Source organism: Streptomyces sp. NBC_01460, from assembly GCF_036227405.1.
Taxonomy (GTDB): Bacteria; Actinomycetota; Actinomycetes; order Streptomycetales; family Streptomycetaceae; genus Streptomyces.
This window is the reverse complement of the sequence record NZ_CP109473.1, coordinates 4,247,982-4,273,351: the sequence shown is the minus strand read 5'-3', so window position 1 is coordinate 4,273,351 and position 25,370 is coordinate 4,247,982. Positions and strand designations below refer to the sequence as shown.

The 25,370-nt window shown below is 67.8% G+C and carries 20 protein-coding genes; 13 read left to right on the top strand and 7 right to left on the bottom strand.

Annotation, left to right across the window (positions count from 1 at the left end; all coding sequences use genetic code 11):
- The first annotated feature begins 299 nt into the window (after positions 1-299).
- Positions 300-1,637: an MATE family efflux transporter gene (locus OG488_RS18990; RefSeq protein ID WP_329230790.1), complete on the top strand. Its 1,338-nt coding sequence runs from the start codon at positions 300-302 to the stop codon at positions 1,635-1,637.
- Positions 1,638-1,746: 109 nt separating this feature from the next.
- Here OG488_RS18990 and rplI read toward each other — a convergent pair whose 3' ends face one another.
- The 4 genes from rplI to rpsF form a co-directional block, all read right to left on the bottom strand.
- A complete protein-coding gene (gene rplI / locus OG488_RS18985; RefSeq protein ID WP_028441692.1) occupies positions 1,747-2,193 on the bottom strand; it encodes a 50S ribosomal protein L9 in 447 nt (148 codons plus the stop codon).
- Between the two features lie 18 nt (positions 2,194-2,211).
- Positions 2,212-2,448, bottom strand: a complete 237-nt coding sequence (gene rpsR, locus OG488_RS18980) for a 30S ribosomal protein S18 (RefSeq protein ID WP_003967857.1) — start codon at positions 2,446-2,448, stop codon at positions 2,212-2,214.
- 43 nt (positions 2,449-2,491) lie between these two features.
- Positions 2,492-3,115: a single-stranded DNA-binding protein gene (locus tag OG488_RS18975; RefSeq protein ID WP_329230788.1), complete on the bottom strand. Its 624-nt coding sequence runs from the start codon at positions 3,113-3,115 to the stop codon at positions 2,492-2,494.
- Positions 3,116-3,186: 71 nt separating this feature from the next.
- Entirely contained in the window at positions 3,187-3,477 is a 291-nt protein-coding gene (gene rpsF, locus OG488_RS18970; RefSeq protein WP_006604399.1) for a 30S ribosomal protein S6, read from the bottom strand.
- Between the two features lie 285 nt (positions 3,478-3,762).
- Between rpsF and OG488_RS18965 the strand changes: the two genes are divergently transcribed.
- The 3 genes from OG488_RS18965 (at position 3,763) to OG488_RS18955 (ending at position 6,534) form a co-directional block, all read left to right on the top strand.
- Positions 3,763-4,119 carry a hypothetical protein gene (locus tag OG488_RS18965; protein WP_329230786.1) on the top strand — a complete coding sequence of 119 codons (357 nt, stop codon included), beginning with the start codon at positions 3,763-3,765 and terminating at the stop codon, positions 4,117-4,119.
- 183 nt (positions 4,120-4,302) lie between these two features.
- Positions 4,303-5,421: a lipid II:glycine glycyltransferase FemX gene (locus OG488_RS18960; RefSeq protein ID WP_033296787.1), complete on the top strand. Its 1,119-nt coding sequence runs from the start codon at positions 4,303-4,305 to the stop codon at positions 5,419-5,421.
- A gap of 81 nt (positions 5,422-5,502) precedes the next feature.
- Entirely contained in the window at positions 5,503-6,534 is a 1,032-nt protein-coding gene (locus OG488_RS18955; RefSeq protein WP_329230784.1) for an alanine racemase, read from the top strand.
- A 9-nt stretch (positions 6,535-6,543) separates the two neighbouring features.
- Here OG488_RS18955 and OG488_RS18950 read toward each other — a convergent pair whose 3' ends face one another.
- Entirely contained in the window at positions 6,544-8,049 is a 1,506-nt protein-coding gene (locus OG488_RS18950) for a glycosyltransferase family 87 protein (RefSeq protein ID WP_329230782.1), read from the bottom strand.
- Positions 8,050-8,192: 143 nt separating this feature from the next.
- The gene (locus OG488_RS18945) at positions 8,193-10,874 is read right to left on the bottom strand and encodes a transglycosylase domain-containing protein (RefSeq protein WP_329230780.1); all 2,682 of its coding nucleotides are present in this window, start codon (positions 10,872-10,874) and stop codon (positions 8,193-8,195) included.
- Between the two features lie 387 nt (positions 10,875-11,261).
- Here OG488_RS18945 and OG488_RS18940 point away from each other — a divergent pair, with 387 nt between their 5' ends.
- The 3 genes from OG488_RS18940 (at position 11,262) to OG488_RS18930 (ending at position 14,489) form a co-directional block, all read left to right on the top strand.
- On the top strand, positions 11,262-11,963 hold the full coding sequence (locus OG488_RS18940) for a PadR family transcriptional regulator (RefSeq protein ID WP_329230779.1): 702 nt from the start codon (positions 11,262-11,264) through the stop codon (positions 11,961-11,963).
- Between the two features lie 62 nt (positions 11,964-12,025).
- Positions 12,026-13,108, top strand: a complete 1,083-nt coding sequence (locus OG488_RS18935) for an inositol-3-phosphate synthase (protein ID WP_329230777.1) — start codon at positions 12,026-12,028, stop codon at positions 13,106-13,108.
- Between the two features lie 91 nt (positions 13,109-13,199).
- Entirely contained in the window at positions 13,200-14,489 is a 1,290-nt protein-coding gene (locus OG488_RS18930; protein WP_329230775.1) for an MFS transporter, read from the top strand.
- A gap of 136 nt (positions 14,490-14,625) precedes the next feature.
- Here OG488_RS18930 and OG488_RS18925 read toward each other — a convergent pair whose 3' ends face one another.
- Entirely contained in the window at positions 14,626-16,068 is a 1,443-nt protein-coding gene (locus OG488_RS18925; RefSeq protein ID WP_329230773.1) for a CCA tRNA nucleotidyltransferase, read from the bottom strand.
- Between the two features lie 180 nt (positions 16,069-16,248).
- Here OG488_RS18925 and OG488_RS18920 point away from each other — a divergent pair, with 180 nt between their 5' ends.
- The 6 genes from OG488_RS18920 (at position 16,249) to trxB (ending at position 25,346) form a co-directional block, all read left to right on the top strand.
- Complete coding sequence (locus tag OG488_RS18920; protein ID WP_329230771.1) at positions 16,249-18,546, top strand: DUF6049 family protein; 2,298 nt, start codon at positions 16,249-16,251, stop codon at positions 18,544-18,546.
- A gap of 49 nt (positions 18,547-18,595) precedes the next feature.
- Positions 18,596-20,755: a murein biosynthesis integral membrane protein MurJ gene (gene murJ / locus OG488_RS18915; RefSeq protein ID WP_329230769.1), complete on the top strand. Its 2,160-nt coding sequence runs from the start codon at positions 18,596-18,598 to the stop codon at positions 20,753-20,755.
- Between the two features lie 133 nt (positions 20,756-20,888).
- Positions 20,889-22,586: a serine/threonine protein kinase gene (locus tag OG488_RS18910; RefSeq protein ID WP_329230768.1), complete on the top strand. Its 1,698-nt coding sequence runs from the start codon at positions 20,889-20,891 to the stop codon at positions 22,584-22,586.
- 25 nt (positions 22,587-22,611) lie between these two features.
- Positions 22,612-23,316 (top strand): RNA polymerase sigma factor SigM, encoded by a 705-nt coding sequence (gene sigM, locus OG488_RS18905; RefSeq protein ID WP_329230766.1) that lies wholly within the window; start codon positions 22,612-22,614, stop codon positions 23,314-23,316.
- Positions 23,313-24,248 carry an anti-sigma factor family protein gene (locus OG488_RS18900; RefSeq protein WP_329230765.1) on the top strand — a complete coding sequence of 312 codons (936 nt, stop codon included), beginning with the start codon at positions 23,313-23,315 and terminating at the stop codon, positions 24,246-24,248. The genes sigM and OG488_RS18900 overlap by 4 nt, the downstream gene beginning before the upstream one ends.
- Positions 24,249-24,374: 126 nt before the next feature.
- Positions 24,375-25,346, top strand: coding sequence for a thioredoxin-disulfide reductase (gene trxB, locus OG488_RS18895; RefSeq protein ID WP_329230763.1), 972 nt, complete (start codon positions 24,375-24,377; stop codon positions 25,344-25,346).
- Positions 25,347-25,370 lie beyond the last annotated feature (24 nt).

Genomic DNA, 25,370 nt, shown 5'->3' with positions numbered 1-25,370 from the left:
CTCCGCACCGTCAGCCAATCTGGTTATCCACAGGGCATGTGGACGAAGGACCAGATGCTGTGGAGAACCCCTCGGATCCTGTGCACGGACCGGGGGACAGCACTGTGGACAAACTCATACGGGACCCGCCAAGCCTGCTCTGACCTGGCCTTTCTCGATCCACTGGCTGTGGGGGAGAAAAACTTTTGCCCTCAGCTCAAGATCACCGGAATCGCCTCCCCGTCCCGCGCGGGAACCGACCAGATGTAAGGATCTCTCATGCATTGCATCTCTTACCTGTGGAAGATTAGATTGACCCCATGACCCAGGCGCCCGCGGCTCAGCCGCCATCCCGTCGCAGGCATGACCGCGAGATCATCGCACTCGCCGTCCCGGCGTTCGGCGCACTCGTAGCCGAGCCACTCTTCGTCATGGTCGACAGCGCCATCGTCGGGCACCTCGGCACTCCCCAACTGGCCGGCTTGGCGGTCGCCGCAGCGCTGCTGACGACTGCGGTGAGCATCTTCGTCTTTCTCGCCTACGCCACTACAGCCGCCGTCGCCCGCCAGGTCGGCGCCGGAGATCTGGCATCCGCCATCCGCCAAGGAATGGACGGCATCTGGCTCGCTCTGTTGATCGGTGCTGCCGTCATAGCCGTCACGCTCCCCCTGGCGCCATGGCTGGTCGAGATCTTCGGAGCGTCCGACACCGCGAGCCCCTACGCCATCACGTATCTGCGGATCTCGAGCCTCGGCATCCCCGCGATGCTGGTGGTACTCGCTGCGACGGGTGTGCTGCGCGGGCTGCAGGACACCCGGACTCCGCTCTACGTCGCCATCGGCGGATTCGCAGCCAACGGCGCCCTCAATGCCGGGCTCGTCTACGGCGCCGGACTGGGCATCGCGGGATCCGCCTGGGGAACGGTCATCGCCCAGATGGGCATGGCGGTCGCCTATCTCGTCGTCGTGGTCCGTGGGGCCCACAGGCACGGAGCTTCTCTGCGCCCCGACGCCAAGGGCATCCGGGCGAGCGCTCAGGCAGGTGTCCCGCTGCTGATCCGTACGCTTTCCCTGAGAGCGGTCCTGATGATCGCGACCGCCGTCGCGGCCCGTCTGGGCGACACGGATATCGCCGCGCATCAGATCATCCTGTCTCTCTGGAGCCTGACAGCCTTCGCCCTCGACGCGATCGCCATCGCCGGACAAGCCATCATCGGCCGCTATCTGGGGGCGGACGACGTGAAGGGCGCCCGCGAGGCCTGTCGGCGGATGGTGCAGTGGGGGATCGTCTCGGGGGTGGCTCTCGGTGCGCTGATCGTGCTGGCCAGGCCGCTCTTCGTCCCACTGTTCACCAGCGACACGTCCGTACAGGACACCCTGCTGCCCGCGCTCCTGGTCGTCGCGCTCTCCCAGCCGATCTCCGGAGTGGTCTTTGTGCTCGACGGGGTTCTGATGGGTGCGGGGGACGGCCGCTACCTCGCCTGGGCCATGGTCCTGACCCTGGCCGTCTTCGCACCGGCCGCTCTCCTGGTCCCCCGGTTCGGCGGGGGTCTCACCGCCCTCTGGGGAGCAATGACGCTGATGATGACCGTCCGGCTGATCACTCTGTGGCTGCGCACGAGGTCCGGTCGATGGATCGTGACAGGAGCCACGCGCTGAGCAGTGAGCCCCGATCGCGATCGTCACCGGTCCGCCCGGTTTCACGTGAAACGACGAAGGGCCGCACCCAGAGGTGCGGCCCTTCACCTAGCTCTGCTGAGCTGTGCCCTTAGGCAGCAACGACCTCGATACCGAGCTTCGCGGCAACCTCAGGGTGCAGACGGACGGACACCTGGTATCCGCCGAGCGTCTTGATCGGCGAGCCGAGCTCGACGCGACGCTTGTCGACGTCCGGACCACCGGCAGACTTGATCGCCGAGGCGATGTCAGCCGGGGTGACGGAGCCGAAGAGACGGCCGGCGTCGCCGGAGCGAACAGCCAGACGCACCTTGACGGCCTCGAGCTTGGCCTTGATCTCGTTGGCCTGCTCGATCGTCGCGATCTCGTGGATCTTGCGGGCGCGGCGGATCTGCGCCACGTCCTTCTCGCCACCCTTGGTCCAGCGAATGGCGAAGCCACGCGGAACCAGGTAGTTACGGGCGTACCCGTCCTTGACGTCCACGACGTCGCCGGCGGCACCGAGGCCAGTGACCTCGTGGGTGAGGATGATCTTCATGATTCGGTCACCCTTCCCTTATCGCGCGGTGGACGTGTAGGGCAGCAGCGCCATCTCACGGCTGTTCTTGACAGCCGTGGCGACGTCACGCTGGTGCTGCGTGCAGTTGCCGGTGACGCGGCGGGCACGGATCTTGCCGCGGTCGGAAATGAACTTCCGCAGCATGTTCGTGTCCTTGTAGTCCACGTACTGGGTCTTGTCCTTGCAGAACGCGCAGACCTTCTTCTTAGGCTTGCGCACAGGCGGCTTCGCCATGGTGTTTCTCCTGTGTGATCAAGAAGTGGGGGTACGAGCAGCCCTAGAAGGGCGGCTCGTCCGAGTAGCCGCCGCCAGAGGAGGAGCCGCCGGAACCGCCGGAGCTTCCGCCCCAGCCGCCCCCGCCGCCCTGCTGGCCCCCGCCCTGCTGGCCGCCGGACGGAGCGTTGGTGGCCCACGGGTCGTCGGCGGGAGCACCGCCGCCACCCTGCTGGCCACCGCCACCGGGACCGCCGCCCCAGTTACCGCCGCCCTGCTGGCCACCGCCGTATCCACCCTGGCCGCCGCCCTGGCCACCGCGACCCGTGGTCTTGGTGACCTTGGCCGTGGCGTTCTTCAAGCTGGGGCCGACTTCCTCGACATCCAGCTCGTAGACCGTGCGCTTGACGCCCTCACGGTCCTCGTAGGACCGCTGCTTCAGCCGGCCCTGCACGACGACGCGCATGCCTCGCTGGAGCGACTCCGCGACGTTCTCCGCCGCCTGACGCCAGACCGAGCAGGTGAGGAACAGGCCTTCGCCGTCCTTCCACTCATTGGTCTGCCGGTCGAAGATGCGGGGAGTGGACGCGACACGGAACTTCGCGACCGCCGCACCGGACGGGGTGAAGCGCAGCTCGGGGTCGTCGACGAGATTGCCGACGACCGTGATGACGGTCTCGCCTGCCATGGGTGAACCTCTCGGCGGGGATTGCTTCTGGCTGCTTGCTACTCGAACCCGATGACCACTGAGCTAGATGCTCAGTGGGTCTCGGGACGGAGGACCTTGGTCCGGAGGACCGACTCGTTCAGGTTCATCTGTCGGTCGAGCTCCTTGACGACCGCAGGCTCGGCCTGCAGGTCGATGACCGAGTAGATGCCCTCAGGCTTCTTCTTGATCTCGTAAGAGAGACGACGACGGCCCCAGGTGTCGACCTTCTCAACCTTTCCGTTGCCCTCACGGACGACGGAGAGGAAGTTCTCGATCAGCGGGGAGACTGCTCGCTCCTCGAGATCGGGGTCGAGGATGACCATCACCTCGTAGTGACGCATGTGGAACCCACCTCCTTTGGACTCAGCGGCCACGGTCGTTCCGTGGCAGGAGGGTCGTGATGCGTAAGCAACAGTGTCTCCGAGTAAAACAGCCGCCACTGACAACGCCCGTCTTCGGTAGTCGAGGGGAGCTGCAGTGCTGGCCCAAGGCAGACACCGGTGCAGACCGTACAGAGTACCCGCAGACCGGCTTCCGGTTGAAATCCGGTGTTCAGGGCGCACAATCGAGACAGATGCGGTGTGAGAGGCGCTACATCGCACCGCCCTTCCGCCAGGAGGTACTCCATGGCACAGACAGTCCGACCTGCCGGCATCCGGCCGGCTCCCAGCCGGGTGGCCAATGCCCGCCCGGCCACCGGATCCCTCTTCGCGACCGACGGCAGGCCGCACCCCGTCCAGGAAGCCCTGATGGCGGTGACCGGGGTCCTCGGCGTCCTCGCGTTCGTGACGGCGATGTTCCACAGCCTGCACCTGATCAGCTCGTGGGCCGGGCTGATCGGCATCCTGACCGGTGCCTACGGTCAGTACATCTCCAGGACGACCTGGCAGCGGTTCGGGCTGATCATGGGGCTCGGCGCATCCGCGCTCGGCTTCTTCCTCGGCATGGCGCACGGCGGTCTCTTCGGCAGCGTCATCACCTGACCGGCAGAGCGGCGGTCGGGGAGGCCGACCTCCCCACGCACTGCGTGGCAGGGCGGTCCCGTGTGGGTGGCGCCCGGTCCGGTCCGTACGGGCCAGACCGGGCGCCTCTCGGTCACAGTAGGCTTCGGCGCGAGAGCCGGAGCCCCTGACCGATGGGGACACACCTGCCGAGGAGCGCCCCGCATGAGCCTGACCCTGAGGACCATCAGCCGAGAACAGCATCTGGCGTACATCCAGAGTCTGCCCTCGGCCAGTCACTGCCAGGTCCCGGCGTGGGCTGACGTGAAAACCGAATGGCGCTCGGAGAACCTGGGATGGTTCGACAAGAACGGCGAGATGGTCGGCGCCGGGCTGGTCCTGTACCGCCAGCTGCCCAAGATCAAGCGCTATCTCGCCTACCTCCCCGAGGGCCCGGTCATCAACTGGTACGCCCCGAATCTGGACGAGTGGCTCCAGCCGATGCTCGCCCACCTGAAGCAGCAGGGCGCCTTCTCCGTGAAGATGGGCCCGCCCGTCGTCATCCGCCGCTGGGACTCGGCCGCCATCAAGTCGGGTATCCAGGACCCGGACGTGAAGCGGCTGCGTGACGTCGAGGCCAGTCATATCGAGCCGCGCGCCTTCGAGGTCTCCGACCGGCTGCGCAAGATGGGCTGGCAGCAGGGCGAGGACGGCGGCGCCGGTTTCGGCGACGTGCAGCCCCGCTACGTCTTCCAGGTCCCGCTGGCCAACCGCTCCCTCGAGGACGTGCTCAAGGGCTTCAACCAGCTCTGGCGCCGCAACATCAAGAAGGCCGACAAGGCCGGTGTCGAGGTGGTCCAGGGCGGCTACGAGGACCTCGCCGAGTGGCAGCGGCTGTACGAGATCACCGCTGTGCGTGACCACTTCCGGCCCCGCCCGCTCTCGTACTTCCAGCGCATGTGGTCGGTGCTCAACTCCGAGGACCCCAACCGCATGCGGCTGTACTTCGCCCGGCACAACGGGGTGAACCTCTCGGCCGCCACGATGCTCGTCGTCGGTGGGCACGTCTGGTACTCCTACGGCGCCTCGGACAACATCGGGCGCGAGGTCCGTCCCTCCAACGCCATGCAGTGGCGGATGCTCCGCGACTCGTACGCGATGGGCGCGACCGTCTACGACCTGCGCGGCATCAGTGACTCGCTGGACGAGACCGACCACCTCTTCGGCCTGATCCAGTTCAAGGTCGGCACCGGTGGCGAAGCCGTCGAGTACGTCGGCGAGTGGGACTTCCCCCTCAACAAGTTGCTGCACAAGGCGCTCGATATGTACATGTCGCGCCGCTGACCGCATCCTGACCACCATCCATCAGCTCCTCTCCCTCTCTCTCAGTTACACCGCAGCCACCAGAAAGGTTCCGGGCCGGCCATGGCGCTCTCCCTCTACGTCGACACCGCGCGCTGGCGGGCGCACCAGAAGTCCGTCCTGGACCAGTTCCCCGGTCTCGTGCCCGTCTGCAAGGGCAACGGATACGGCTTCGGACACGAGCGGCTGGCCGACGAGGCGATCCGCTTCGGGTCCGACACGCTGGCCGTCGGCACCACGTACGAGGCCGCGCGCATCAAGGACTGGTTCAGCGGCGACCTGCTGGTCCTCACGCCCTTCCGCCGGGGGGAGGAGCCGGTACCGCTGCCCGACCGCGTCATCCGTTCCGTCTCCTCCGTGGACGGCGTGCACGCCCTGGTGGGGGCTCGCGTGGTCATCGAGTGCATGAGCTCGATGAAGCGCCACGGCGTGAAGGAGGAGGAGCTCGGCCAGCTGCACGCGGCCATCGAGGACGTGCGCCTCGAAGGCTTCGCGCTGCACCTGCCGCTCGACCGTACGGACGGCTCGGACGCGGTCGAGGAGGTCATCTCCTGGATGGACCGGCTGCGCGCGGCCCGGCTGCCCCTGCACACGATGTTCGTCAGCCACCTGCGGGCCGAGGAACTGGCGCGCCTGCGGCAGCAGTTCCCGCAGACCCGCTTCCGCGCCCGTATCGGCACGCGGCTCTGGCTGGGTGACCACGAGGCGACGGAGTACCGCGGTGCGGTCCTCGACGTCACGCGGGTCGTGAAGGGCGACCGGTTCGGCTACCGCCAGCAGAAGGCCGCGTCCGACGGCTGGCTGGTGGTCGTCGCCGGCGGGACCTCGCACGGTGTCGGGCTGGAGGCGCCGAAGGCCCTGCACGGAGTGATGCCCCGGGCCAAGGGCGTCGCACGCGCCGGTCTGGCGACGGTCAACCGCAACCTGTCGCCCTTCGTCTGGGCGGGCAAGCAGCGCTGGTTCGCCGAGCCGCCGCACATGCAGGTCTCGATCCTCTTCGTGCCCTCGGACGCCCAGGAGCCGAAGGTCGGCGACGAACTGGTGGCCCATCTGCGCCACACGACCACCCAGTTCGACCGCCTCGTGGACCGGTAGACCGGTAGCTCAGTCCGAGACCGCTCCGCCCGCGGTTCCCCACTCCACCCGCGGTCCTTCGACCGCGGGTGCCGTGTGCCGGGACCGGTGAGGGTGCGCCTGCGTCAGTGCCACCCGGTCCGGCGCCCCGTCGAGCACGCCTCCCGACGGATCGTCGGACCCGTCGTGCCGTACGGGGTCACGCTCAGGCCTCAGGACGTCCCTGACGACCACGGCGCACATGTAGAGCGTTCCCAGCAGGTGCAGGGCGATCGCGACCTGGTAGCCGTCCTGCGGCAGACCCTGGTGCTTGTCCCCGCTCGTCGTGTAGGCGAGGTAGAACCAGATCCCCAGGAAGTACATGACCTCGCAGGCCTGCCAGACGAGGAAGTCCCTCCATCGCGGCCTGGCCAGCGCGGCCAGCGGGATCAGCCAGAGCACGTACTGCGGTGAGTAGACCTTGTTGGTCAGGATGAAGGCGGCCACGACGAGGAACGCCAGCTGGGCGAAGCGGGGCCGGTGCCGTGCCGTCAGGGCCAGTCCTGCGATCCCCGCGCACAGCACGATCATCAGCAGCACCGAGGCCGTGTTCACCGTGGCCACGTCGATGGACACCCCGGTGCGCTGGGTGATGACCAGCCAGAACGAGCCGTAGTCGATCTGCCGCTCCCGGCTGAAGGTGTAGAACTTCTTCCACCCCTCGGGGGCGTACGCCATCACCGGTAGGTTCACCAGCAGCCAGGCCCCCGCCGCTCCGAGGAGGGCCACCCCGTACTCCCGCCACTTCCCGGCCCGCCAGCAGAGCACCAGCAGCGGCCCGAGGAGCAGTACGGGATAGAGCTTGGCTGCGGTCGCCAGGCCGATGAGGATGCCGAAGAGAAGGTTCCTGCCGCGGGACCACATGAGCATCGCCGCGGCGGTCAGCGCGACGGCGAGCAGATCCCAGTTGATGGTCGCGGTGAGCGCGAACGCCGGGGCGAGCGCGACCAGCAGCCCGTCCCAGGGCCGGCGCCGGTGCGTGCGGGCGACACAGACCACGAGGATCACGGCGCAGACCATGAGCATGCCCGCGTTGACCATCCAGTACATCTGCTCGCGCTGCTGCATGGGGTCCGAGGAGGGGGTCAGCGTCAGCCAGGAGGCGACCTGCATGAACAGCCCGGTCAGGACGGGGTACTCGAGGTAGGACATGTCGCCGCCGAGCCGGTCGGCGTAGGGCACGAGGCCGTCGGCGAACCCGCGGCCGCCGTAGAGGTGCGGGATGTCGGAGTAGCACGCGTGCGTGTACTGCGAGCTGGCGCCGCGGAACCAGGCCCAGTCGTAGCAGGGGACCTTCTGCACCATGCCGAGCGCGAACATTCCGATCGCCACCAGGACGATGACGCGGACCGGTGTGAGCGGGCCCGATCCGAACCGTGCCCAACGGCCCGCGGGCCCGCCGATCAGCTCGCTGCCCGCCGCGGCGATCTCGTCCTGTCGCGTGGGCGGTACGACGGACGGCTCCTGGTGCACGCTCGTGTCTTCTGCGCTTGGCATGCCGCACATCCTGCCGTACGGCGCTGTGTGCGGGCGTGGCCCACGTCCGGGACACATGAACGAGGGCCGCCGCACCCGGCAGGTGCGGCGGCCCTCTTCATGCTTCTACGGGAGGCTCGGATAAAGCTCCGAAGGCGGTGGTGCTACCCGCCTCCGAAGATCCCTCCGCGCTCGTTCTCGTCGCCCTCCGTCGTTCCTTCCGTCGTTCCCTCGGTGGTCCCGGTGTCCGTCCCGCCGTCGGTGGTCCCGGCGTCCGTCCCACCGTCGGTGGTTCCGCCCGTGTTCCCTTCGGTGCCGTTCCCGTTGGTGGCCGCCCCGCCGTTCTGGTTGTTCCTGCACTCCCAGTCGAGCGGCTGGCACGTCTCGCTCGGTGTGGGGGTCGGCGACGACGGTGTGACGGACGGCGTGGGCGACGCGCTGGACTCCGAAGGCGTAGGCGTCGGGCTCGGCGTCGGGGTGGGGCTGACCGCGCCGCCACCGTAGAGCGTCTCGCCGTACGGCTCCGGCTTCGGGAAGGCCACGACCTTGGTGCCCTTGACCGCCTCGGTCATGTAGTCGTGCCAGATCTGCGCGGGGAACGAGGCACCGTGGATGGACTTCTCACCGCCGGTCCCGTACATCTCCAGGAACTCGCGGTCCTTGCTCTTCTCGTCGTCGTCCATGCGGAACATGCTGACGGCGGTGGACAGCTGCGGGGTGTAGCCGACGAACCACGCCGACTTGTTGCCGTCGGTGGTACCCGTCTTGCCGGCCGCGTCACGCCCTGCCAGCTTGGCAGGGGTTCCTGTGCCGTGCTCCACGACGTTCTTCAGCACATCGGTCACGTTGTCCGCGACGACGCTGGAGAAAGCAGGGTTGGTCTTCGTCTTGTGCTGGTAGATGACGGCACCGTCATGCTTCACCTCGGTGACGGAGAACGGCTCCCGCTGCTTGCCGCTGGTGGCGAAGGTGGCGTACGAGCCCGCCATCCGGATGGCGCTCGGCGAGGAGGTACCGATGGAGAAGGAAGGGACGTCGGCCTTCGCCATGTAGTCGTCGTCACGCAACCCCGCGGAGATGGCCGCCTCCTTCACCTTGTCGGTGCCGACATCCATTCCGAGCTGGACGTACGGGGAGTTCGCGGACTCCTGCATGGCGTACCGGAGGCTGATGTCTCCGTAACTGTGGTCTCCGTCGTTGGTCTGGAGCCACTCCTTGTTGTCGTCGTTCATCCAGACCGAGCCGTCGTAGTTATTGATCTTCAGCTTGTTGTCGCCGTTGTAGATGCTCTTCGGTGAGACGGGCGTGCGCTCCGACTCGCCCTGCACCTTTTCGCCCTCGGGGTTCCGCTTCCCGTACTTCATCGCGGCTGCCAGCACGAAGGGTTTGAACGTCGAACCGACCTGCGCACCGGTCGCGTCGGCGTTGTTGGTGTAGTGCTGGGTCGCATCCTGGCCGCCGTAGGTGGCCACGATGGCACCCGTCTTGGTGTCCACCGACGCCCCTCCGAACTGGACGTGCGTGTCCTTGTCGGGGCGCGCCTTCGGGCTGATCTTGGCCTCGTAGACCTTCTTGATCGACTTCTCGAGCTCGTCGACCTTCTTCTTCTCGAAGGTCGTGTGGATCTCGTAGCCGCCCTGGGCCAGTTCCTTCTCGGTGACGTTCCGGTCGTTGTGCGCGAGGAAGTACTTGGTAGCGAGGTCGACCAGGTATCCGGTCTGACCGCCGAGCTTGGCGTCCTTCCTCGGCTCGATCGGCATGGGGAACTCGGTGTACTTCGCCCGCTCCGCCGCGCTCAGCTTGCCGTCCTTCACCTCTTCGTCGAGGATCCAGCCCCAGCGCAACTTGGCCCGCCTGGTGTTCTCCTTGCGGGAAGCCTTCACCGGGTCGACTTCAGGGGCGCCCGCGGGGTCGTAGTAGCTCGCACCCTTGAGCAGCGTCGCGAGGAAGGCGCACTCGCTCGGGTTGAGGTCCGTCGCGTCCTTGTTGTAGTACGCCCGTGCGGCTGCCTGGAGTCCCGACGCACCGCGACCGTAGTAGGAGACATTGAGGTACCCCTCCATGACCTCCTTCTTGCCCACCGTCTCACCGACCTTGAGCGTGATGAAGAGTTCCTTGAACTTCCGGCTCAGCGTCTGGTCCTGGGTGAGCATGGAGTTCTTCACGTACTGCTGGGTGATCGTGGAACCACCCTGCGTTTCACCACCGCGGGCCATGTTGTAGAAGGCGCGGGCGATACCCATGGGGTCGATGCCCCGGTCGGTCTGGAACGACTTGTTCTCGGCCGAGATGACGGCGTTCCGCATCGCCGGAGGGATCTGGGCGTACTCGATCGACTGACGGTTGACGGACCCGCCCGTGGCAACCATCTGTGTGTCGTCGGCCCAGTAGTAGACGTTGTTCTGCGCCTTGGCGAGATCATTGACCTTGGGCGGTACCACCAGCGCGTACGCGACGCCGGCAACACCCATCATGAGACCCAGGAACCCCAGGCACAGGCCGGAGACCAGCTTCCACGAAGGGACCCAGCGGCGGAAGCCGTACTTGCCGGCCCGCGGGTAGTCGATGAAGCGCTTCTTCCCGGAGTCCACGCGGCCCCGGCCGCGGCCCTCGTGACTGCTGCTGTCGTCACCTCCCCGCCGCCGGCCCCCGCCCCGCTGGGCGGCTCGACGCGCCTCGGCGCGGCTGCCGTAGGTCGGCTCCTCGCCATGCGCTGCGGAAGGTGATGGCGGTGTGGCTCTGCGTGACGAATCACTGCGACGTCCAGCAGGCTGTTGGGCGGCTCGTCTGGCCGCTGCGCGCCCGCCACCTTGAGGTTGCGGCGCTTTGCGACGGTGCTCGCTCATCGAACGACTACTCCTCGGGCAGGCGAGAGCGCCTGGAAGCGGCAGTTGTGATCCGGTCCCCCCGAATTACGGACAAGCACTGCGGAAGGCTCACCCTCAGCGCATCCGGCAGTCCGCGATTACTGACGCACGGTGGCGCGTCATGGTTCCCGGTGGTCTGCATGCCGCACAGACTACGCACGGTCAAAAACCTCCGGGGACCGAACTTCACCCCAAATTACGCAAGTCACTCCCTATGAATCAGGGATGTGACGCCGCTCACGAACCGTCCTCTTGTCGAACATCACGAGCCGATCTATCGTGCTGATGTATCGAGTCGATACATCAGCACGGCATAAGGTGGGGCCTACGGCCCGCGGAAGCATCCAGGCGAAGGAGGGGACGAACGTGAGCAGACGCTCCGGCATCCTCGAGTTCGCCGTGCTCGGCCTGCTCCGCGAGTCCCCCATGCACGGGTACGAGCTGCGCAAGCGCCTCAACACGTCTCTGGGGATCTTCCGCGCCTTCAGCTACGGCACCCTCTACCCCTGCCTCAAGACGCTGGTCACCAACGGTTGGTTGATCGAGGAGCCGGGAAGCGTTCCGGCCCTGCCGCCGGCCACAGGCCGTGGGGTCGCCCCCGCGTCCTCGTTGGCGGGACGCCGGGCAAAGATCGTCTACCGGTTGACGGCAGAAGGTAAGGAGCACTTCGAGGAGCTGCTCTCGCACACCGGCCCGGACGCCTGGGAGGACGAGCACTTCGCGGCTCGTTTCGCCTTCTTCGGGCAGACGGAGCGCGAAGTGCGGATGCGCGTACTCGAAGGCCGCCGCAGCAGGCTGGAGGAGCGCCTCGAGAAGATGCGCGCCTCTCTCGCCCGCACCCGCGAACGACTCGACGACTACACGCTTGAGCTGCAGCGACACGGCATGGAGTCCGTGGAGCGCGAAGTGCGCTGGCTGAACGAGCTCATCGAGAGCGAGCGGTCGGGACGGGACCAGCGACGGTCCTCCCCCGAGGGCTCCACTCAGCACGACACATCAGGAGAGACGGGCGGCCTGCCCCGGCACCGGGACGACACCCGGCCGGATCCGTCCGACGACACCAAGTGACATCCCCGAAGATCCGCAAGGCCTCGTCGGGGAACACCGAGAACACACAGGGAGCAATCGGCATGGGTTCGGTTCGCGTAGCCATCGTCGGCGTGGGCAACTGCGCCGCCTCGCTGGTGCAGGGCGTCGAGTACTACAAGGACGCCGATCCGGCCGGCAAGGTGCCCGGTCTGATGCACGTCCAGTTCGGCGAGTACCACGTGAGCGACGTCGAGTTCGTCGCCGCCTTCGACGTCGACGCGAAGAAGGTCGGCCTCGACCTCTCGGACGCCATCGGCGCCAGCGAGAACAACACCATCAAGATCGCCGACGTGCCGAACACGGGCGTGACCGTTCAGCGCGGCCACACCCACGACGGTCTGGGCAAGTACTACCGCGAGACGATCGAGGAGTCCGCCGACGCCCCCGTCGACATCGTCCAGATCCTCAAGGACAAGCAGGTCGACGTCCTCGTCTGCTACCTGCCCGTCGGTTCCGAAGTGGCTGCGAAGTTCTACGCGCAGTGCGCCATCGACGCCAAGGTCGCGTTCGTCAACGCGCTCCCGGTGTTCATCGCCGGCACCAAGGAGTGGGCGGACAAGTTCACCGAGGCCGGTGTCCCGATCGTCGGCGACGACATCAAGTCGCAGGTCGGCGCCACCATCACGCACCGCGTGATGGCGAAGCTCTTCGAGGACCGGGGCGTCGTCCTGGACCGCACGATGCAGCTGAACGTCGGCGGCAACATGGACTTCAAGAACATGCTCGAGCGTGAGCGCCTGGAGTCCAAGAAGATCTCGAAGACGCAGGCCGTCACCTCGCAGATCCGTGACCGTGAGCTCGGTGCGGACAACGTCCACATCGGCCCCTCGGACTACGTGGCCTGGCTGGACGACCGCAAGTGGGCGTACGTGCGCCTCGAGGGCCGCGCCTTCGGTGACGTTCCGCTGAACCTGGAGTACAAGCTCGAGGTCTGGGACTCCCCGAACTCCGCCGGTGTCATCATCGACGCCGTGCGCGCTGCGAAGATCGCCAAGGACCGCGGCATCGGCGGCCCGATCCTCTCGGCCTCCTCGTACTTCATGAAGTCCCCGCCGGTCCAGTACTTCGATGACGAGGCCCGCGAGAACGTCGAGAAGTTCATCAAGGGCGACGTCGAGCGCTGACCGGACGGTCACCGCGTCATCGACGCTTCTCCACGTGGGGGGTCCCCGGCAATCCGCCCGGAGGCCCCCCACGTGTGTGACCCTTGCACACATGCCTGTCGTGCGTGATCTGGGCGTACTCCTGCGCCTTCGGAACTTCCGCCGTCTGCTCGTCGTACGACTCCTCTCGCAGTCGGCCGACGGCGTCTACCAGGTCGCGCTCGCCACCTACGTCGTGTTCTCGCCCGAGAACCAGACAACACCGGGAGCCATCGCCTCAGCCATGGCTGTGCTGCTGCTCCCGTACTCCCTGATCGGTCCGTTCGCGGGAGTCCTGCTCGACCGATGGCCCCGCCGACAGGTCTTTCTCTACGGGAACCTGCTGCGCGCCGCCCTGGCCTGCTGCACGGCCATACTTCTCCTGGGCTCCGTCCCGGACTGGCTGTTCTACGCCTCCGCCCTCTGCGTCACCGCGGTCAACCGCTTCGTACTGGCGGGGCTGTCCGCTGCCCTGCCCCGTGTCGTCGACAGCGAACGGCTCGTGCTCGCGAACTCCCTCTCCCCGACAGCCGGCACGCTTGCCGCCACCGCGGGCGGGGGCCTCGCTCTGGGCATCGGTCTCCTGACAGGCGGGTCGGACGCCTCCGTGGTCCTGCTGGGCGCGGTCCTCTACCTCCTCTCGGCCCTGGCGTCCCTGACGCTGCCTCGCACACTCCTCGGGCCCGATCGGACCCTGCACCACGTGGCGCTGCGGGATGCGCTCACCACGACCGCCAGGGGACTCGTCGCGGGGTTGCGCCATCTGGCCGAGCGGAGGGATGCGGCGCATGCACTCGCCGCCATAACGGTGCTCCGCTTCTGCTACGGAGCCCTGACCGTGATGGTCCTGATGCTCTGCCGCTACGCATGGTCCGACGGCGAGTCGGACGGCCTGGCCCTTCTCGGCCTCGCACTCGGCGCATCAGCCGCGGGGTACTTCGCGGCCGCCGTACTGTCTCCCTGGGCGGTCGGACGGTTCGGCCGGTACGGCTGGCTCGCGGGCTGCGCCGGGGCAGCCGCCTTCCTGGAACCAGCTCTGGGACTCCTGTTCGCCCCCGCACCGATGCTGGCGGCCGCCTTCGTCCTCGGGCTCGTGACCCAGGGGGCGAAGATCGCGACGGATACCGAGGTCCAGACCTCCGTGGACGACGCCTACCGAGGTCGGGTCTTCTCCCTCTACGACGTGTTGTTCAACGTCGCCTTCGTCGCCGCGGCGGCCATGTCCGCCCTCGTGCTCCCCGCTGACGGAAGATCTGTCGTCGTGGTGCTCACGGTGGCCGTGCTGTACGCCCTTGTCTCCGTTGCCATGCTCCACCGACGACGTACGAGCATCGCGCTGCAGCGCGCCCGAACCAAGGAGTGAGGGGCGTTGTTTCACGTGAAACAACGCCCCTCAGTGCCGAACCCAGATCGTCCCGCTCGGCGCATAGCCATGTTTCACGTGAAACATGGTGGGCTCGTCAGCACACGACACCGCACGCGACCGGGAGCAGCGCCCTTCAGCCCTGGGTCGCCCACCAGTCCTTGAGAGCCGCCACCGCAGTCTCGCGGTCCATCGGTCCGCTCTCCAGCCGCAGTTCGAGCAGGAACGCGTACGCCTTGCCGATCACGGGTCCGGGGCCGACGTCCAGGATCCGCATGATCTCGTTGCCGTCCAGGTCCGGCCGGATCGAATCCAGCTCCTCCTGCTCCTGCAGTTGAGCGATGCGCTCCTCAAGACCGTCGTACGTGCGCGACAAGGCATTCGCCTTGCGCTTGTTCCGCGTCGTGCAGTCGGAGCGCGTCAGCTTGTGCAGCCGGTCCAGCAGCGGCCCCGCGTCCCGCACATACCTGCGCACTGCGGAGTCGGTCCATTCGCCGTCGCCGTACCCGTGGAAGCGCAGATGCAGCTCCACCAGCCTCGAGACGTCCCTGACCATCTCGTTGGAGTACTTGAGCTCGGTCATGCGCTTCTTGGTCATCTTGGCTCCGACCACCTCGTGGTGGTGGAACGAGACGCGACCGTCCTTCTCGAAGCGCCGCGTGCGCGGCTTCCCGACATCGTGAAGCAGGGCAGCAAGCCGCAGCACGAGGTCCGCCCCGTCCTCCTCCAGATCGATGGCCTGCTCCAGGACCGTCAGGGAGTGCTCATAGACATCCTTGTGGCGGTGATGCTCGTCACTTTCCAGGCGGAGCGCGGGAAGTTCGGGCAGCACGTGGTCGGCCAGGCCCGTGTCCACGAGAAGCCCCAGACCCTTGCGGGGGTGACCGGAGAGCAGGAGCTTGTTCAGTTCCTCACGGACCCGCTCAGCCGAGACGATCTCGATGCGTCCCGCCATGTGCGTCATGGCCTCGACGACATCGGGGGCGACCTCGAAGTCCAGCTGTGCGGCGAAACGGGCTGCGCGCAGCATGCGAAGCGGATCGTCGGAGAAGGACGCCTCGGGAGTGGCCGGCGTGCGCAGGACGCGCTGCGCGAGGTCGTCGAGCCCGCGGTGCGGATCGATGAACTCCTTCTGCGGCAGCGCGACGGCCATGGCGTTGACGGTGAAGTCACGGCGCACGAGGTCGTCCTCGATCGAGTCGCCGTAGGAGACCTCGGGCTTGCGCGAGGTCCTGTCGTACGCCTCGGACCGGTAGGTCGTGACCTCGATCTGGTATCCGTCCTTCTGCGAGCCGACGGTGCCGAACGCGATTCCGACCTCCCAGACCGAGTCGGCCCAGGGACGGACGATCTTGAGCACGTCCTCCGGGCGGGCATCGGTCGTGAAGTCCAGATCGTTTCCGAGCCGGCCGAGCAGCGCGTCGCGGACCGACCCGCCGACCAGGGCGAGACCGAATCCGGCCTCCTGGAACCGCAGGGCGAGGTCGTCGGCGACGGGGGACACCCGCAGCAGTTCACTGACTGCGCGGTGCTGCACCTGGCTCAGTGCACGGGGGCTGTCTTCGTTGGCGTTCGACACAACAGAAAAGGGTACGTGCCCTGACCGGCCCGGGCGTCATCGTTTCCTGCGGCCCTGCGAGACTCTCCCGATCATGTGGCACGGTCCCCGGCACTCAGGTGTCGAGCACATCGTTACCATGCGGGGACGCAGAGACCGGCAGGACCGGCACCAGCTGACGACGACGAGGGACGGATACGCGTGGCCGAGGCGGCAGACTTTCAGGGGATGAATCCCTCCCCTGCCCGCCGGTGGCTCCGGCGCACAGCCTCCTTGATCGTCGGGGCGCCGCTGATCGCCGGCCTCCTGGCCGGTCCCGCAGCGCCGTCGGCCCAGGCCGAGGTGGCGACGAAGGCCCCGACCGGATCCCGCACCGTCGATGTGTCCCTGGACACGCTCGCCCCCAGCGCGCCGGTCGAGGGCGACACACTCACCGTCTCCGGCACGCTGACCAACAAGGGCAGGAAGACGATCACGGACGCCGAGGTCGACCTGCGCGTCGGGCCGCGGCTGTCCGGACGCGGTGCGATCGACGAAGCCGCCAAGCGCACCGGATACCTCCCCGGCAGTGACCCGACCAAGCTCGGCGGGTCGTACACGCTGAAGGTCTCCAAGCTCGCTTCCGGCGTCAGTCAGGACTTCACCCTCGCCGTCCCGGTGAACAAGCTGGACCTGGACGCCGAGGGCGTCTACCAGCTCGGGGTGTCCGTCACCGGCAAGACCACCGACTACGCCTACGACCAGGTTCTCGGCATCCAGCGGACCTTCCTGCCGTGGCAGCCCGAGGACGCCGGGAGCAGGACGAAGCTCACCTTCCTCTGGCCTCTGATCGCTTCAGCACATGTCACCGCCGAGACGGGCTCCGACGAACAGCAGACCCCCGTGCTCGCCAACGACGATCTGGCCCTCGAACTCGCGCCGGGCGGCCGCCTGGAGCAGTTGGTCTCGCTCGGACGACAGCTCCCTGTGACGTGGGTGATCGATCCGGACCTGCTGGCCACGGTCGACGCGATGACGAAGAACTACCGCGTCAAGGCCGGTGACACGACGGTCGCGGGAACGAACCAGGCCATCGCCAAGAAGTGGCTGACGGATCTGCAGGCGGCCGTGAAGGAGGGGAAGGTGGTGGCCCTCCCGTTCGCCGATCCCGATCTGGCGTCCATCGCCCACCGCGGCAAGAACGTGTCGGGCGCCCTGAGCAACCTGCGGACGGCGACCGAGGTCGCCGGGACGACGGTGGAGACCGTCCTCCACGTGAAGCCGTCCACGGACTTCGCATGGCCGGTGGACGGTGCGATCGATCCCTCCGTGGTCGACGTCGCCACCTCTGCGGGCGCGCACAAGGTGATCGCCCGCAGCGACAGTCTCAAGGAGACGGGCGGGCTGCTCTACACACCGACGTCGGCCCGGCCGATCGGTGGTGGCACCACTGCCGTCGTCTCCGACCACCGACTCTCCACCGCCTTCACCGGGGACATGTCCAAGGCCGGCGCCTCGACACGTGCCGTCCAGAACTTCCTCGCGCAGACACTGGCCCTGACCCAGCAGGATCCCGACAACGAACGCAGCATCGTGGTCGCCCCGCAGCGGACACCCAGCGCCGCCCAGGCACAGACCATGGCGCGTGCCCTGCAGGCACTCACGGCCGAACACTGGACCCAGCCCGCGGACCTCATGGCAGCGGCTGAGCAGAAGCCCGACGCGCAGGCCACCGCCAAGGTGCCCGCGGCCTCGCAGTACCCGAAGAGGCTGCGAAGCCAGGAGCTGCCCACCCAGGCGTTCCAGGACATCAGGACGACCCAGGACTCGCTCAACAGTTTCCAGATCATCCTCACGCAGCCCGACCGCGTGGTGACCCCCTTCGGAAACGCGATCAACCGTGCCGTGTCGACGTCGTGGCGTGGCAGGCCGCTGGAGGCACAGCAGTACCGGGACGCGGTCCGCACCTACCTGCAGGGCCTCACCAACGAGGTCCAGCTGATCACGAAGTCGGACGTGACCCTGTCCGGGCGCAGCGCTACGATCCCCGTGACCGTGCAGAACAAGCTGGTCCAGGATGTCGATCACCTGGTACTGCGTCTGACGTCGGGCAACGCCACGCGACTCAAGCTCAACGACGGCGCAGCCGTCGCCGAGCAGCCGGTCAAGATCGCCGGCGGTCACAGCCAGTCCGTGAAGTTCGACGCCGCGGCCAACGCCAACGGGCAGGCGCAGGTCACGGCACGGCTCTTCACCGAGGACGGTGTGCCGTACGGCGAGGAGATGACCTTCACGGTGAAGGTCTCGGAAGTCACACCGACGGTGCTCCTGGTGATCGCCGGCGGTCTGCTGCTGCTGGTCCTGGCGGGCATCAGGATGTACACCCACCGCAAGCGCACGGTCGCGGGCGGAGCAGTGGACGACAACGGCGGCGAACCCGAGCAGCCGAGTGACCCGGCGCCGGACACCGGTCCGGAAAGCGGGAACCCATCGGGCCCGGGTGAGAAAGTGGACCGTTGAGCGATGTCTGTCGGGGCCTGTCGGCCGGGGACAATGAGGTGGGGTTTCGATGAACGCGCCGTACGACGGTGACCGCGGCCAGGGCGCGGGCGGAGCTGGGTCTTCCAGCGGTCCGCCGGTGCCCCCGGGCGCCGGCCGGGACGGGGAGGCACCTGACCCCTACCTGCAGCACGCCTACGACCACGATCCGTACCGCGGCCAGGACCTCGCCTCCCAGGATCCCGTGGCCGAGGCGCTCTACGACCGCGCCTCACACCCTCCACCGCCTCCGGGCACCTATCAGGAGCCGCAGGCCCTCTACCAGCAGCCTCCCGCTGCCCAGCACGCCCCCGACCCCCGGATCTGGGCCCAGACACCGCCTCCGGAGCCCGCAGGCCCCTCCCGGCACCTCCCTTACGGGGACAACGCCGGTACCACCCAGTACGTAGGGGTGGACGACCTGGTCACGCAGGCTTCGGGCGACCGTGGGGAGCAGGACGCGTTCGCCCACCTCTTCCGCGACCAGGAGGGGTCCGGGCGGCCTCCAGGGCCTCCCGCGGAGCCCGAGGCGGCTCCTGCACCCGTTCCGCCGAAGTCCGGTGGCAAGGCCGCGGGGATACTGAAGTCGAGCGCGCTGATGGCCGCGGGCACCCTGGTGTCCCGCCTGACCGGCTTCGTCCGCAGCCTCGTGATCACCGCCGCTCTCGGTGCGGCGGTGCTCGGTGACGCCTTCACCATCGCGTACACCCTTCCCACGATGATCTACATCCTCACCGTCGGCGGCGGCCTGAACTCGGTCTTCGTTCCTCAGCTCGTGCGGTCCATGAAGGACGACGAGGACGGCGGCGAGGCGTATGCCAACCGGCTACTGACGCTGGTCATGGTCGCGCTCGGCCTGATCGTTGCGATCGCCGTGCTCGCGGCACCGCAGCTGGTGCACCTCATGTCGAGCACCATCGCGAACGATCCGCCGGCGAACACGGTGGCCGTCACCTTCGCCCGCTACTGCCTGCCGACCATCTTCTTCATGGGCGTCCACGTGGTGATGGGGCAGATCCTCAACGCCCGTGGGAAGTTCGGCGCGATGATGTGGACCCCGGTCCTCAACAACATCGTCATGATCTTCACGTTCGGCCTGTTCATCTGGGTCTACGGCACGTCGGCCGAATCCCGGATGGGCGTGGAGACGATCCCGGCGGAAGGTGTCCGGCTGCTGGGTATCGGCACCCTGCTCGGCCTTGTGGTCCAGGCCCTGGCGATGATCCCGTACCTCCGCGAGGCAGGGTTCCGGTTCCGGCCCCGCTTCGACTGGAAGGGCCACGGACTCGGCAAGACGATCAAGCTCGCGAAGTGGACGGTCCTCTTCGTCCTCGCCAACCAGGCGGGCGTGCTGGTCGTCACCCAGCTCGCGACGTCCGCGGGCAAGCTCGCGGACAAGGACGGATCGGGCTTCCTCGCCTACTCCAACGCCCAGCTCATCTGGGGCATGCCGCAGGCCATCATCACCGTCTCGGTCATGGCGGCCCTGCTGCCCCGCATCTCCCGCGCCGCCCACGACAACGACCCGGGAGCCGTCCGCGACGACATCTCGCAGGGTCTGCGCAACTCGGCGGTAGCCATCGTTCCGGTCGCCTTCACCTTCCTCGCGCTCGGCCTGCCGATGTGCACCCTGCTCTACGCCTCCAGCGGCACCGAGGCCGCGCGGTCGATGGGCTTCATCCTGATGGCGTTCGCCCTCGGCCTGATCCCGTACTCCGTGCAGTACGTCGTGTTGCGCGGCTTCTACGCGTACGAGGACACCCGCACCCCCTTCTACAACACGGTCATCGTCGCAGCGGTCAACGCGGCAGCGTCCGCCCTCTGCTACGTGATTCTTCCGGCCCAGTGGGCAGTCGTGGGAATGGCGGCCTCCTACGGGCTGGCCTACGCGGTCGGCGTCGGCATCGCCTGGCGACGACTCAGTAATCGGCTCGGCGGTGACCTCGACGGCGCCCGTGTCGTGCGTACCTACGCCCGTCTCTGCATGGCCGCGCTCCCTGCGGCTGTGGTCGGTGGCGGAGTCGGCTTCGGTCTCCTGAAGGCTCTCGGAGACGGGGCCGGCGGGTCGGTGGTGGCGCTGGTCTGCGGCAGCGTCGTCCTGCTGGGCATCTTCTTCGTCGCCGCGAAGAAGATGCGCATCGAAGAGCTCAACGGCATGGTCGGCATGGTCCGGGGACGCCTCGGACGCTGAACACGCTCCGAGCCGCACAACCATCGCTGGACACCGCGTGTCGTGCATAGCGCCGGAGTGTGGGCACAATTGGCGTGACTGTGCAGAGCTGGCTGGCTGGCATCGCGCAACGGATGGGGAGGCAGGAACGACGGTGGCGGAACGTAGCACGGCTGCTGTCGACGTGGCCGACAACAGCGGCGACGAGCCGCTGACCGCCAAGGCGGACGCGGCCACGACCGACGGGACGGCACAAACCCAGGACGCGGAAGGCGCGAGCGCCAAGGACACGGAGGGCGGGCGTGACGGCTCGGACTCCGTCCCGGCATCGCCCGATCTGCACAGCGGTCACAAACTCGCCAGGCGCTACCGCCTTGAGGAGTGCGTCACCCGGCTGGACGGATTCAGCAGCTGGCGCGCTGTCGACGAGAAACTGCGCCGGGCGGTGGGCGTGCATCTGCTGCCTGCCGATCATCCGCGCGCCCGCTCGGTACTGGCCGCGGCCCGCTCCTCGGCGCTGCTCGGTGACCCCCGCTTCGTCCAGGTCCTGGACGCCGTGGAGGAGGACGACCTCGTCTACGTCGTCCACGAATGGCTCCCCGACGCGACCGAGCTGACCGCCCTGCTGGCGGCCGGGCCCCTGGAAGCCCATGACGCCTACCAGCTCGTGAGCCAGATCTCCCAAGCCATGGCCGCCGCGCACCGCGAAGGGCTCGCGCATCTGCGCCTCACCCCGGGCGCGGTCCTGCGCAGCTCGACCGGCCAGTACCGGATCCGCGGTCTGGCCGTGAACGCCGCCCTGCGAGGCATCACGGCCGATCAGCCCCTCCGCACGGACACCGAGGCCATCGGCGCACTTCTCTACGCGGCCCTGACCCGTCGCTGGCCCTACGAGAGTGACGCCTACGGCCTCTCCGGGCTCCCCAAGGACCTGGGCCTGATCCCTCCGGACCAGGTGCGCGCGGGCGTCCACCGCGGTCTCTCCGAGCTCGCCATGCGCGCTCTGGTCAACGACGGCGCAACCGCGTCGCGGCAGGAACAGCCGTGCACGACCCCTGACGAGCTCGCCAAGGCCGTCGCGGCCATGCCCCGCGTACTCCCCCCGGAACCAGCCTTCACCGCGCCGCCGGAGTATCAGCGCACGACCTACCAGCAGGGCACCTACGGGCGCCCGTCAGCGCGGCCCGCATCCGCCACCCAGCCCGTCATCCCCGTCCCGCCGGCCCCTCTCCAGAGCCGCACCGGGAAGGCGCTGAAGTGGGCGGTGTCCGCGCTGCTCATCGCGGCTCTGGGCCTCGGAAGCTGGCAGCTGGCGGAAACCGTCCTCCACCGAGGCAAGGACTCGGGTGAACAGGTCCCTACCCAGACCACCGAGAACGGGGGCGACGACAACAACGCCGTCGAACCCAGCAAGCCCGTCACCATCACCAAGGCCCAGGACTACGACCCTCTCGGTGCCGACGGCTCCGAGAAGCCGGCCTCGATAAAGAACGTCTACGACGGGGACGCGAGCTCCTACTGGAACACGGACGGCTACTTCAGCGCTGATTTCGGGCGGCTCAAGGAAGGCGTCGGCGTCGTTCTCGACCTCGGCAAGGTCCAGCAGGTGGGCAACGTCGAGGTGTCCTTCCTCGGCAGCACCTCCGTCGAGTTGAGGACCACCGAGGACCCGTCCGTTCCTCGGATGCCCGACGGATTCACCAAGGCCGCCGAGGGATCCGGAACAAAGGTGTCCCTCAAGCCCGACAAGCCGGTGCAGGCACGGTACCTTCTGGTCTGGCTGACCGAACTGCCTCCGAGTGACGACGGCAACTACCGGGGCAAGGTCTCGGACATCAAGGTCACCAGCTGACTGCACCAGGGAAGGGGGATCACTGTTGGACGACGCCAGATTCGCCGACACCAGCGACCAGGATCTCCTGGCCCAGCACGTCGCAGGCGACCCGGACGCCTTCGGAGAGCTCGTGCGGCGGCACCGTGACCGGCTCTGGGCCGTCGCCCTGCGCACGCTCGGCGACCGGGAGGAGGCCGCCGACGCCGTGCAGGACGCCTTGGTCTCCGCGTTCCGCGCGGCCCACACCTTCCGTGGTCAGTCCGCCGTCACCACGTGGCTGCACAGGATCACCGTCAACGCCTGCCTGGACCGTGCTCGCAAGGCGGCCTCACGCAAGACTGCACCGGTCGACGACGCCGAGCGTCTCGATCAGCTCATGGAGCCGCACGAGTCCGCCGAGGCCCCCGCCGAACGGCAGGACCTTCACCGCGAACTTCTGGCCGCGCTCGCCACTCTTCCCGCCGAACAGCGAGCCGCCCTTGTGCTTGTGGACATGCAGGCGTATCCGGTGGCGGAGGCGGCCCGCATCCTCGAAGTACCGACGGGCACGGTGAAGAGCCGCTGTGCGCGGGGCCGGGCCAGACTGCTCCCCTTGTTGTCCCACCTGCGCACCACCAGAGGTGAGCACAAGGACGGGTCCACAGGAAGGAACCGGACGCCGGGGGCATCCGTCCCACCGGCGTCAGGACCAAGAGACGTAGGCAACGGCGACCCTGCCGCAGTAAAGGGTGGAGGTGGGCTCGCATGACATCCACAGCCGACACGGCTCAGCACCCGGACGTCTCGGAGATCTCCGACCTCACCGAAGGCCTTCTTCCGCCGTCCCGCGAGGTAGTGCTCCGCCGCCACCTCGACGCCTGTGACGACTGCCACGACATTCACACCTCCCTGGAAGAAGTGCGCTCGCTCCTGGGGACGGCTCTGCCCCTTCACGAGCGCATGCCGGACGATGTCGCAGAACGGATCGACGCGGCCTTGGCGGCGGAAGCGGCACCTTCCGCCACAACCCCGCCCCCCGCTGCGGCATCGCATGTTTCACGTGAAACATGCGATGCCCCCGAAGAGAGCCTCGTCGTGCCGCGCCCGGCCGGTCGCCCTCGGGGTGCCACCGGGCCCGGCCGGGGCTCGTCCCGCCGTCGCCGTCGCACGGTGATCCTCGGTACTGCTTTCGGGGCCGCGGCCGTCGGGATGAGCGTCTTCCTGTTCCAGGCCATCCAGCCGTCCCAGGATTCGGCCAGCTCGATGGCCGACCAAGGTGTCAGCGCCGCCGAAAAGAGCGGGGCGGACTTCTCGGAAGGCACGCTGGAAGGCCAGGTGCACACACTTCTGAGCGGGGCGTCCGCTTCCGACGCTCCGGGCAATGAAGACCCGGGTAAACCGTCCCTGGACACCAAGTCCTCCCCCGAGGAGACATCCCCCCGGACCCCGTCTCCGCGCACACCGCTGCGTGCACCGGCCGTGGATGTTCCGCCCTGCGTCCAAGAGGGCACAGGAAGGGACACCCCTGCCCTGGCAGTGGACCAGGGCAGCTACAACGGCACTGCCGCTTTCCTCGTCGTCCTACCCGACGCGAACGACTCGAGCCGTGTCCAGGCCTATGTCGTCGACGCGGCGTGCGTGGATTCCACGCCCGCGACAAAGGGACAACTGCTGCTCACGCAGTCCTACGCACGCCCCTGACGGCCGGGCCGGGAGCCGGACCGGTAGTTCGGGAATGCATGCCCCGTAGGATCCGTTGGGTGGGGTGAGAGTCGTGGAACCGACCCCAGTAGGCAGTAGGCAGTCCGCAGAGACGAGGAAGAACCCGTGAGCGACGTCCGTAATGTGATCATCATCGGCTCCGGACCGGCTGGTTACACCGCCGCCCTGTACACCGCTCGCGCGTCGCTGAAGCCGCTGGTGTTCGAGGGCGCTGTCACCGCCGGCGGTGCTCTGATGAACACCACCGACGTGGAGAACTTCCCGGGCTTCCAGGACGGAATCATGGGCCCTGAGCTCATGGACAACATGCGCGCCCAGGCGGAGCGCTTCGGCGCTGAGCTCCTCCCCGACGACGTGGTCTCGGTCGACCTCTCCGGTGACATCAAGACCGTCACCGACACCGCCGGCACCGTGCACCGTGCCAAGGCTGTCATCGTCACCACGGGATCCCAGCACCGCAAGCTCGGCCTGCCGAACGAGGACGCGCTCTCCGGGCGTGGTGTCTCCTGGTGCGCCACCTGCGACGGTTTCTTCTTCAAGGACCAGGACATCGCCGTGGTCGGTGGCGGCGACACCGCCATGGAGGAGGCGACCTTCCTCTCCCGGTTCGCCAAGTCCGTCACGATCGTCCACCGCCGTGACTCCCTGCGCGCCTCCAAGGCCATGCAGGACCGCGCTTTCGCCGACCCGAAGATCAAGTTCGCGTGGGACAGCGAGGTCGCCACAGTTCACGGCGACCAGAAGCTCTCCAGCCTCACCCTGCGCAACACCAAGACCGGCGAGACCTCCGAGCTGCCGGTGACAGGTCTGTTCATCGCCGTCGGCCACGACCCCCGCACGGAGCTCTTCAAGGGCCAGCTCGACCTCGACGACGAGGGCTACCTCAAGGTCGACGCGCCCTCGACGCGCACCAACCTGAAGGGTGTCTTCGGCGCCGGCGACGTCGTCGACCACACCTACCGCCAGGCCATCACCGCCGCTGGGACCGGCTGCTCGGCGGCTCTCGACGCAGAGCGTTTCCTGGCCGCGCTCTCCGACGAGCAGCTCGCCGAGCCGGAGAAGACCCCGGCAGTCTGAACTGCATCCCCCAACCCACACCCC

Bases quoted from the DNA above. Each gene is read 5' to 3' on its own strand.
- OG488_RS18935 (WP_329230777.1), top strand. From the start codon at position 12,026: ATGGGTTCGGTTCGCGTAGCCATCGTCGGCGTGGGCAACTGCGCCGCC.
- OG488_RS18960 (WP_033296787.1), top strand. From the start codon at position 4,303: ATGAGCCTGACCCTGAGGACCATCAGCCGAGAACAGCATCTGGCGTAC.
- OG488_RS18900 (WP_329230765.1), top strand. From the start codon at position 23,313: ATGACATCCACAGCCGACACGGCTCAGCACCCGGACGTCTCGGAGATC.
- murJ (WP_329230769.1), top strand. From the start codon at position 18,596: ATGAACGCGCCGTACGACGGTGACCGCGGCCAGGGCGCGGGCGGAGCT.
- OG488_RS18955 (WP_329230784.1), top strand. From the start codon at position 5,503: ATGGCGCTCTCCCTCTACGTCGACACCGCGCGCTGGCGGGCGCACCAG.
- OG488_RS18965 (WP_329230786.1), top strand. From the start codon at position 3,763: ATGGCACAGACAGTCCGACCTGCCGGCATCCGGCCGGCTCCCAGCCGG.
- OG488_RS18950 (WP_329230782.1), bottom strand. From the start codon at position 8,049: ATGCCAAGCGCAGAAGACACGAGCGTGCACCAGGAGCCGTCCGTCGTA.
- OG488_RS18990 (WP_329230790.1), top strand. From the start codon at position 300: ATGACCCAGGCGCCCGCGGCTCAGCCGCCATCCCGTCGCAGGCATGAC.
- OG488_RS18930 (WP_329230775.1), top strand. From the start codon at position 13,200: ATGCCTGTCGTGCGTGATCTGGGCGTACTCCTGCGCCTTCGGAACTTC.
- rplI (WP_028441692.1), bottom strand. From the start codon at position 2,193: ATGAAGATCATCCTCACCCACGAGGTCACTGGCCTCGGTGCCGCCGGC.
- rpsF (WP_006604399.1), bottom strand. From the start codon at position 3,477: ATGCGTCACTACGAGGTGATGGTCATCCTCGACCCCGATCTCGAGGAG.
- rpsR (WP_003967857.1), bottom strand. From the start codon at position 2,448: ATGGCGAAGCCGCCTGTGCGCAAGCCTAAGAAGAAGGTCTGCGCGTTC.
- OG488_RS18945 (WP_329230780.1), bottom strand. From the start codon at position 10,874: ATGAGCGAGCACCGTCGCAAAGCGCCGCAACCTCAAGGTGGCGGGCGC.
- OG488_RS18975 (WP_329230788.1), bottom strand. From the start codon at position 3,115: ATGGCAGGCGAGACCGTCATCACGGTCGTCGGCAATCTCGTCGACGAC.